The 6,836-nt window shown below is 70.7% G+C and carries 6 protein-coding genes; 5 read left to right on the plus strand and 1 reads right to left on the minus strand.

Going from position 1 to position 6,836, the window contains the following annotated elements; translation table 11 throughout:
- Positions 1-228: 228 nt before the first annotated feature.
- The 4 genes from mnmG (at position 229) to ABSF49_RS18985 (ending at position 4,629) form a co-directional block, all read left to right on the plus strand.
- Positions 229-2,097: a tRNA uridine-5-carboxymethylaminomethyl(34) synthesis enzyme MnmG gene (gene mnmG, locus ABSF49_RS18970; RefSeq protein WP_424114204.1), complete on the plus strand. Its 1,869-nt coding sequence runs from the start codon at positions 229-231 to the stop codon at positions 2,095-2,097.
- A gap of 115 nt (positions 2,098-2,212) precedes the next feature.
- On the plus strand, positions 2,213-2,863 hold the full coding sequence (locus ABSF49_RS18975) for a 16S rRNA (guanine(527)-N(7))-methyltransferase RsmG (protein ID WP_424114205.1): 651 nt from the start codon (positions 2,213-2,215) through the stop codon (positions 2,861-2,863).
- Positions 2,860-3,711, plus strand: coding sequence for a ParA family protein (locus tag ABSF49_RS18980; protein ID WP_424114206.1), 852 nt, complete (start codon positions 2,860-2,862; stop codon positions 3,709-3,711). The genes ABSF49_RS18975 and ABSF49_RS18980 overlap by 4 nt, the downstream gene beginning before the upstream one ends.
- Positions 3,712-3,738: 27 nt before the next feature.
- Positions 3,739-4,629 (plus strand): ParB/RepB/Spo0J family partition protein, encoded by an 891-nt coding sequence (locus ABSF49_RS18985; RefSeq protein ID WP_424114207.1) that lies wholly within the window; start codon positions 3,739-3,741, stop codon positions 4,627-4,629.
- Positions 4,630-4,647: 18 nt separating this feature from the next.
- On the opposite strand, the gene holA is transcribed toward ABSF49_RS18985, so the two are convergent.
- Complete coding sequence (holA, locus tag ABSF49_RS18990) at positions 4,648-5,703, minus strand: DNA polymerase III subunit delta (protein ID WP_424114208.1); 1,056 nt, start codon at positions 5,701-5,703, stop codon at positions 4,648-4,650.
- Between the two features lie 286 nt (positions 5,704-5,989).
- On the opposite strand from holA, the gene leuB reads away from it, so the two are divergent.
- A partial coding sequence (gene leuB, locus ABSF49_RS18995) for a 3-isopropylmalate dehydrogenase (RefSeq protein WP_424114209.1) occupies positions 5,990-6,836 on the plus strand: 847 nt, incomplete at its 3' end.

The following is a 6,836-nucleotide window of genomic DNA, read 5'->3' on the forward strand; positions in this document are numbered from 1 at the left end:
ATCGCAAGGATTTCACCCGCCTCAAGCAACCGCAAAGACCCTCGCCGCTCGACTCGCAGCAACTCTCGCTAAACTGGAGCCCAACATGAACCGGACAGCCGTGGGCTTGACCCGGCCATCCAGGGTGTGTCGAAGGGTACGGCGCTACGCGCGCGACCGTCTGCGGTCGGCGCCTGGATCGCCGGGTCAAGCCCGGCCATGACGCGCTAGTTTGTGGAGCGTTCGTCGGTGTCCGGTTCTTACGATGTCATCGTCATCGGCGGCGGCCATGCCGGCTGCGAGGCGGCGGCGGCGGCGGCGCGCTTCGGCGCGCATACGGCGCTGGTCACCCAGCGCTTCGACACGATCGGCGTGATGAGCTGCAACCCGGCGATCGGCGGGCTCGGCAAGGGCCATCTGGTGCGCGAGATCGACGCCCTCGACGGGCTGATGGGCCGCGCCGCCGATTCCGCCGGCATCCAGTTCCGCGTCCTCAACCGCCGCAAGGGCCCGGCGGTGCAGGGGCCGCGCGCCCAGGCCGACCGCAAGCTCTATCGCCTGGCGATGCAGCGGCTGATCGGCGAGACCGAAAACCTGACCGTGATCGAGGCTGAGGCAAGCCGCTTCGTCATCGCCGAGGGCGCGATTCGCGGCCTCGAACTCGCCGACGGCCGGGAACTCGCCTGCGCGGCGCTGGTCGTCGCCACCGGCACTTTCCTCAGGGGCGTGATCCATCTCGGCGAACAGCGCACGCCGGCCGGCCGGGTCGGCGACAAGCCGTCGGTCGAGCTGGCGCATGCGCTCGATCGGGCCGGATTTACGCTCGGGCGGCTCAAGACCGGCACGCCGCCGCGGCTCGACGGGACGACGATCGATTGGGCGCGTCTGGAGGTCCAGCCCGGCGACGACCCGCCGGAGCCGTTCTCGGCGCTGACCGAGGCGATCACGACGCCCCAGGTTCCCTGCCACATCACCCGCACCAACCTCGCCGGCCACGCGATCGTGCGCGCCAACGCCCATCGCACCGGCGTCTATTCCGGCGCGATCTCCGGCCGCGGCCCGCGCTATTGCCCGTCGATCGAGGACAAGGTCGTCCGCTTCGCCGACCGCGACAGCCACCAAATCTTCCTCGAGCCGGAGGGGCTCGACGATGCGACCGTCTATCCCAACGGCATTTCGACCTCGCTGCCGGCCGAGGCGCAGGCGGCGCTGGTCGCGACCATTCCCGGACTGGAGAAGGCGCGCATCGTCCGGCCGGGCTATGCGATCGAATACGACTACGTCGACCCGCGCGAGCTCGACGCCAGCCTGGAGACCCGGCGCGTCAGCGGCCTGTTCTTCGCCGGCCAGATCAACGGCACCACCGGCTACGAGGAGGCCGCCGCGCAGGGCCTGGTCGCCGGCCTGAACGCCGCGCGTAAGGCCGGCGGGCTGGAGGCGGCGCGCTTCGACCGCGCCGAATCCTATCTCGGCGTGATGATCGACGATCTCGTGACGCGGGGCGTCAGCGAGCCCTACCGCATCTTCACCTCGCGCGCCGAATATCGGCTGTCGCTGCGCGCCGACAACGCCGGCGAGCGGCTGACCGACAAAGGCGTCGCGCTCGGCTGCGTTGGAAACGCGCGCGCCGCCTTCCACCGCGCCGAGGCGGCCAGCCTGAAAGCGGGTCGGGCGATGATGGAGGCGGCCAAGGCGGCGCCGACCGCGCTCGCCGCCGTCGGCGTCGCGATCAACCAGGACGGCGTGCGCCGTTCCGCCTTCGAGCTCGCCGCCCAGCCACATCTGACCCTCGAGGCGCTGGCGCGCGTCTGGCCCGAGCTCGCCGCCATCCCGCCGAAGCTCGCCCGGCGGCTCGAGGCCGACGCCAAATACGCCGTCTATCTCGACCGCCAAGAGGCCGACATCGAGCGCCACCGCCGCAGCGAGGCGCTGGCGATTCCCGCCGACCTCGACTACGCCAGCCTGTCGGGCCTCTCCAACGAGCTGAAGGCGAAGTTCCTCGCCGCGCGCCCGGCGAGCCTCGGCCAGGCCGGCCGTATCGAGGGCGCGACCCCCGCCGCGCTGGCGCTGATCGCCGTGCATGCGCGTCGCCGCGGACGCCAGACTGCCGATGCGTGACCGGCCCTCACCCCCTGCCCCTCTCCCGCAAGCGGGAGAGGGGAGACGCCCTTCGCCCGCTCGCGGGAGAGGGCGGCGCGAAGCGCCGGATGAGGGCAAGCCTTCCCTGTTTCACGTGAAACACCCCTCCCCGGACGCCGACCGCGCCCGCGCGCTGGCGCTGGTTCCGGTTTCGCCCGAAGCTCAGGCGCGGCTCGCGATCTACGTCGACCTGCTCGCCCGCTGGCGCAACGTCACCAATCTCATTTCCGCGGCGAGCTTCGCCGCAGTGTGGACGCGCCACGTCGCCGATTCGGCCCAGCTCCCGCCGCTCGCGCCCGACGCGCGGCGCTGGGTCGATCTCGGCTCGGGCGCCGGCTTTCCCGGCATGGTCATCGCCATCCTGCTCGCCGACGTCGCCGGCGCGCGCGTCCATTGCATCGATAGCGACCGGCGCAAATGCGCGTTTTTGCGCGAAGTCGCACGCGCCACCGGCGCGCCGGCCGAGGTTCACGCCGAGCGGGTCGAGGCAATCGCCCCCGAAAGCCTGCTGCCTGTGGACGCGGTCGTCGCCCGCGCCTTCGCCCCCTTGCCGCGACTGGTCGAATTGGCCAATGTGTGGATCATGCACGGCGCGGTTGGGGTTTTTCCGCGCGGACGCTCGGCCGAGACGCAGCTCGAGGCCCTTCCCGCCGCGGCTGATCTGACGATCGACATTCTCGCCAGCAAACTCGACCCCGAAGCGGCGATTCTTCGGGTGCGCAGCCGTTTGAAGGCCTGTTCATGAGCGACGCCTTGCCGACCGTCAACGAAGCCGCCGAGGCCAAGCCGGCTGTCCTGCCGCGCATTCTCGTGCTCGCCAACCAGAAGGGCGGCGTCGGCAAGACCACGACGGCGATCAATCTCGGCACCGCGCTGGCGGCGATCGGCGAACGCGCGCTGATCATCGACCTCGATCCGCAGGGCAACGCTTCGACCGGGCTCGGCATCGACCGCAAGTCGCGCATCGCCTCGACCTATGACGTGCTGATGAGCGAACGCACGCTCGCCGAAGTCGTCACGCCGACCGCGGTGCCGCGACTGATGATCGCGCCCTCGACCATGGACCTGCTCGGCGTCGAGCTCGAAATCGCCGGCGATTCCGACCGCTCCTACAAGCTCAAGAACGCGCTGAAGACCTTCTTCGCCCGCGACAATGACGACGAGCCGATCACTTACGTCCTCATCGATTGTCCGCCGTCGCTGAACCTGCTGACGATCAACGCGCTCGCCGCGAGCGACGCGGTGCTGGTGCCGCTGCAGTGCGAATTCTTCGCCCTCGAAGGCCTGTCGCAATTGCTCAAGACCGTCGACCAGGTGCGCCGCTCGCTCAATCCGGGGCTCACCATCCACGGAATCGTGCTGACGATGTTCGACCCGCGTAATTCGTTCGCCAGCCAGGTTGTCGCCGACGTGCGCGCCTTCATGGGCGAGAAAGTTTACGACACCGTCATTCCGCGCAACGTGCGCGTCTCGGAGGCGCCCTCGCACGGCAAGCCGGTGCTGCTCTACGACCTCAAATGCGCCGGCAGCCAGGCTTATCTCAAGCTCGCTTCCGAAGTCATTCAACGCGAAGGCCGCTGGCGCGCCGCCTGAGGCGCGCGCCGCGCACTGGAGAATGAGATGGCCGATGAAGCCGCCCGTCACGCCGACCACCGCCCGCGCCTCGGCCGCGGCCTCGCGGCGCTGATCGGCGACGCCGGCGAAGAGCCGGCGGCCGGGCGCGGCGCGCCGCGCAAGGCACCGATCGAATTCCTGCGGCCCAATCCGCGCAACCCGCGCAAGGCGTTCCGCGAAGACGAGCTCGACGAGCTCGCCGCCTCGATCCGCGAGCGCGGCGTCATCCAGCCGGTGATCGTGCGTCCCGTTCCGCGCGTCGCCGACGCCTACGAGATCATCGCCGGCGAGCGGCGCTGGCGCGCCGCGCAACGCGCCGGCCTGCACGACATCCCGATCGTCGTCATCGACGTCAGCGATCGCGAGGCGCTCGAACTGGCGATCGTCGAGAACGTCCAGCGCGCCGACCTCAACGCGCTGGAAGAAGCGAACGGCTACGCCCAGCTCGGCGCCGACTACAAATATTCGCACGCCGACATCGCCCGCATCGTCGGCAAGAGCCGCAGCCATGTCGCCAACACGCTGCGGCTGATCGGCCTGCCCGAGCACAGCCGCGCCTTGCTGGCGGCGGGCAAGATCACCGCCGGCCACGCGCGCGCCTTGCTGGCGCTCGCCGATCCCGACGCCGTCGCCGACCGCATCGTCGCGCGCGGCCTGAGCGTGCGCGACGTCGAGCGGCTGGCCGAGCGCGCCGAGCATACGCCGCGGCCTCGCGGCGCCAAGTCCGCGGCGCCGATCGACGCCGACACGCGCGCGCTCGAAGCGAAGCTCGGCCTGGCGCTCGGAACCCAGGTGACGATCCGCCATTCCGGCCAGGCGGGCGAGCTCAAGATCGCCTTCCGCGATTTCGACCAGCTCGACGACTTCTGCCGGCGGCTGAGCCAAGCCCCGCGCTGAGGCGCGGCGCCGCGAACGCTATTCTACGTCTTCCGTCCGCCTTATTTCGCGCTGGGACCTCAGACCCGTCGCCAGCGCCCACAGCGCCCTGAGCGCGACCGCCTCGGCGAGCCGCGGATAGCGCCGCACCCGTCCGGCGAGCGCGGCGACCGCCGGCAGGCGCCGCGCCGCCGACGCCGCCGACCACCGCTCCGCCTGTTTCGCCAGCGCGACGCGCCCCGCCGGCGACATGCGCAGGCTCTGCGCCTGCGCCGCGGTCTCGAAGCTCTTGCCGGCCTCCATCTCCAGCCGCAGCCGATGCAGCAGCGTCAGCCGTTGCGCCAGGCGGGTGACCAGAAAGCCGGGGTCGCCGCCGTCGGCGAAATAGCGCCCGGCCCCCGCCTCCAGCGCCGCCCGGTCGCCGATGAGCGCGGCGTCGATCGTCGCATCGAGGCTCGAGGGCGCGGCGTCGGCGACGATCGCTTCGACGTCCTCGATCTCGATCCGCGGCTTGCCGCGCGCGTAGAGAATGAGCTTGGCGATCTCGCCGCGCGTCGCGCCGCGGTCCGAACCCAAAAGCCCGACCAGATAGTCGCGCGCTTCGGCGGCGATGGTCATGCCGGCGGCGCGCGCCTCGGCGTCGATCAGCGGTCCGAGCGTGCGCCGGTCGTCGGGATAGCATTCGATCGACGCGGCGTTGTCCGCCTTCTCGAACGCCCCGCGCAGCGCCGTTCCGCGCTTCAGCGATCCGGCCTCGACGACGATCGTGCAATCGACCGGCGGCCGCGCCAACAGCGGCGTCAGCGCCGGCAGCAGGTCGCGCGCCTGCGCCTCGATCCACACCGCGCGCGCGCCGCCGAACATCGACACCGCGTAGACTTCGTCGGCGAGCGCGCCGGGCTCGCGCGCCACCGCGTCGCCGTCGAGACGGGTCAGCAGCAGCGGATCGGCCGCGCCCTGCAGCGCCGCGGAGACCAGCGCCTTGACCCGCTCGTGGACGAGCCCTTCGTCGGAGCCGTGAACGAGGAAGAAGCGCGTCTCGCGCGGCGGCCGCTTGACGAACGCGTCGGCCGTCATGTTGCTGATCGTCGTCACCGTCTGCCCTTGTGCGTCTGGCGCCGCCAACCGTCTAGCACGTTCCGTCGCCGCCGCCTCCCCGGCGCCCTCGCCGTTCGAGACGCCCGCTGACGCGGGCTCCTCACGGTGAGGGCTCAGTGGGCGCCGCGAGAGCCGCCATGCCTCCTCATCCTGAGGAGCCCGCGCAAGCGGGCGTCTCGAAGGACGAGGAGGGCCGGCCGCCGTCATTTTTTCTCGCGCCGCTTTTCCCCGGCGCCGAAATCGTCTAGCAAGCGTCGCATCCCCAACACAGCGACGGCGCGTCATGGCGACTTACAAGCTCTTCCTTCTCCCCGGCGACGGCATCGGCCCCGAAGTGATGGCCGAAGTCGAGAAGGTCGCGAGCGCCTGCGCGCGGCTCGGCCTGGCGCGGTTCGAAACCGAGAAGGGCCTGGTCGGCGGCTGCGCCTACGACGCGCACGGCGCGGCGATCTCGGAAGCCGACATGGCGCGCGCCCAGGCGGCCGACGCGGTGCTGCTCGCCGCCGTCGGTGGGCCGAAATGGGCGGACGTCCCCTATGAGGCGCGGCCGGAAGCGGGCCTGCTGCGCCTGCGCAAGGACCTCGCGCTCTACGCCAATCTGCGTCCGGCGATCTGCTATCCGGCGCTCGCCGACGCGTCGTCGCTGAAACGCGAAGTGGTCGAGGGGCTCGACATCATGATCGTGCGCGAGCTGACCGGCGGCGTCTATTTCGGCGAGCCGAAGCAGATCCTCGATCTCGGCAATGGCCAGAAGCGCGCGATCGACACCCAGGTCTACGACACGTTCGAGATCGAGCGCATCGCCCGCGTCGCCTTCGATCTCGCGCGCAAGCGCCGCAACAAGGTGACCTCGTCGGAGAAGCACAACGTGATGAAGTCGGGCGTGCTGTGGAAGGAGGTCGTCGTCGCCCTGCACAAGCGCGAATTCGCCGACGTCGAGCTCGAGCACCAGCTCGCCGATGCGCTCGGCATGCAGCTGGTGCGCTGGCCGAAGCAGTTCGACGTCATCGTCACCGACAATCTGTTCGGCGACATGCTGTCCGACGTCGCCGCGATGCTGACCGGCTCGCTCGGCATGCTGCCGTCGGCCTCGCTCGGCGATCTCGACCCGCAGACCGGCAAGCGCAAGG

Origin of the sequence: Roseiarcus sp. (assembly GCF_049514155.1) — a bacterium.
GTDB lineage: Bacteria > Pseudomonadota > Alphaproteobacteria > Rhizobiales > Beijerinckiaceae > Roseiarcus.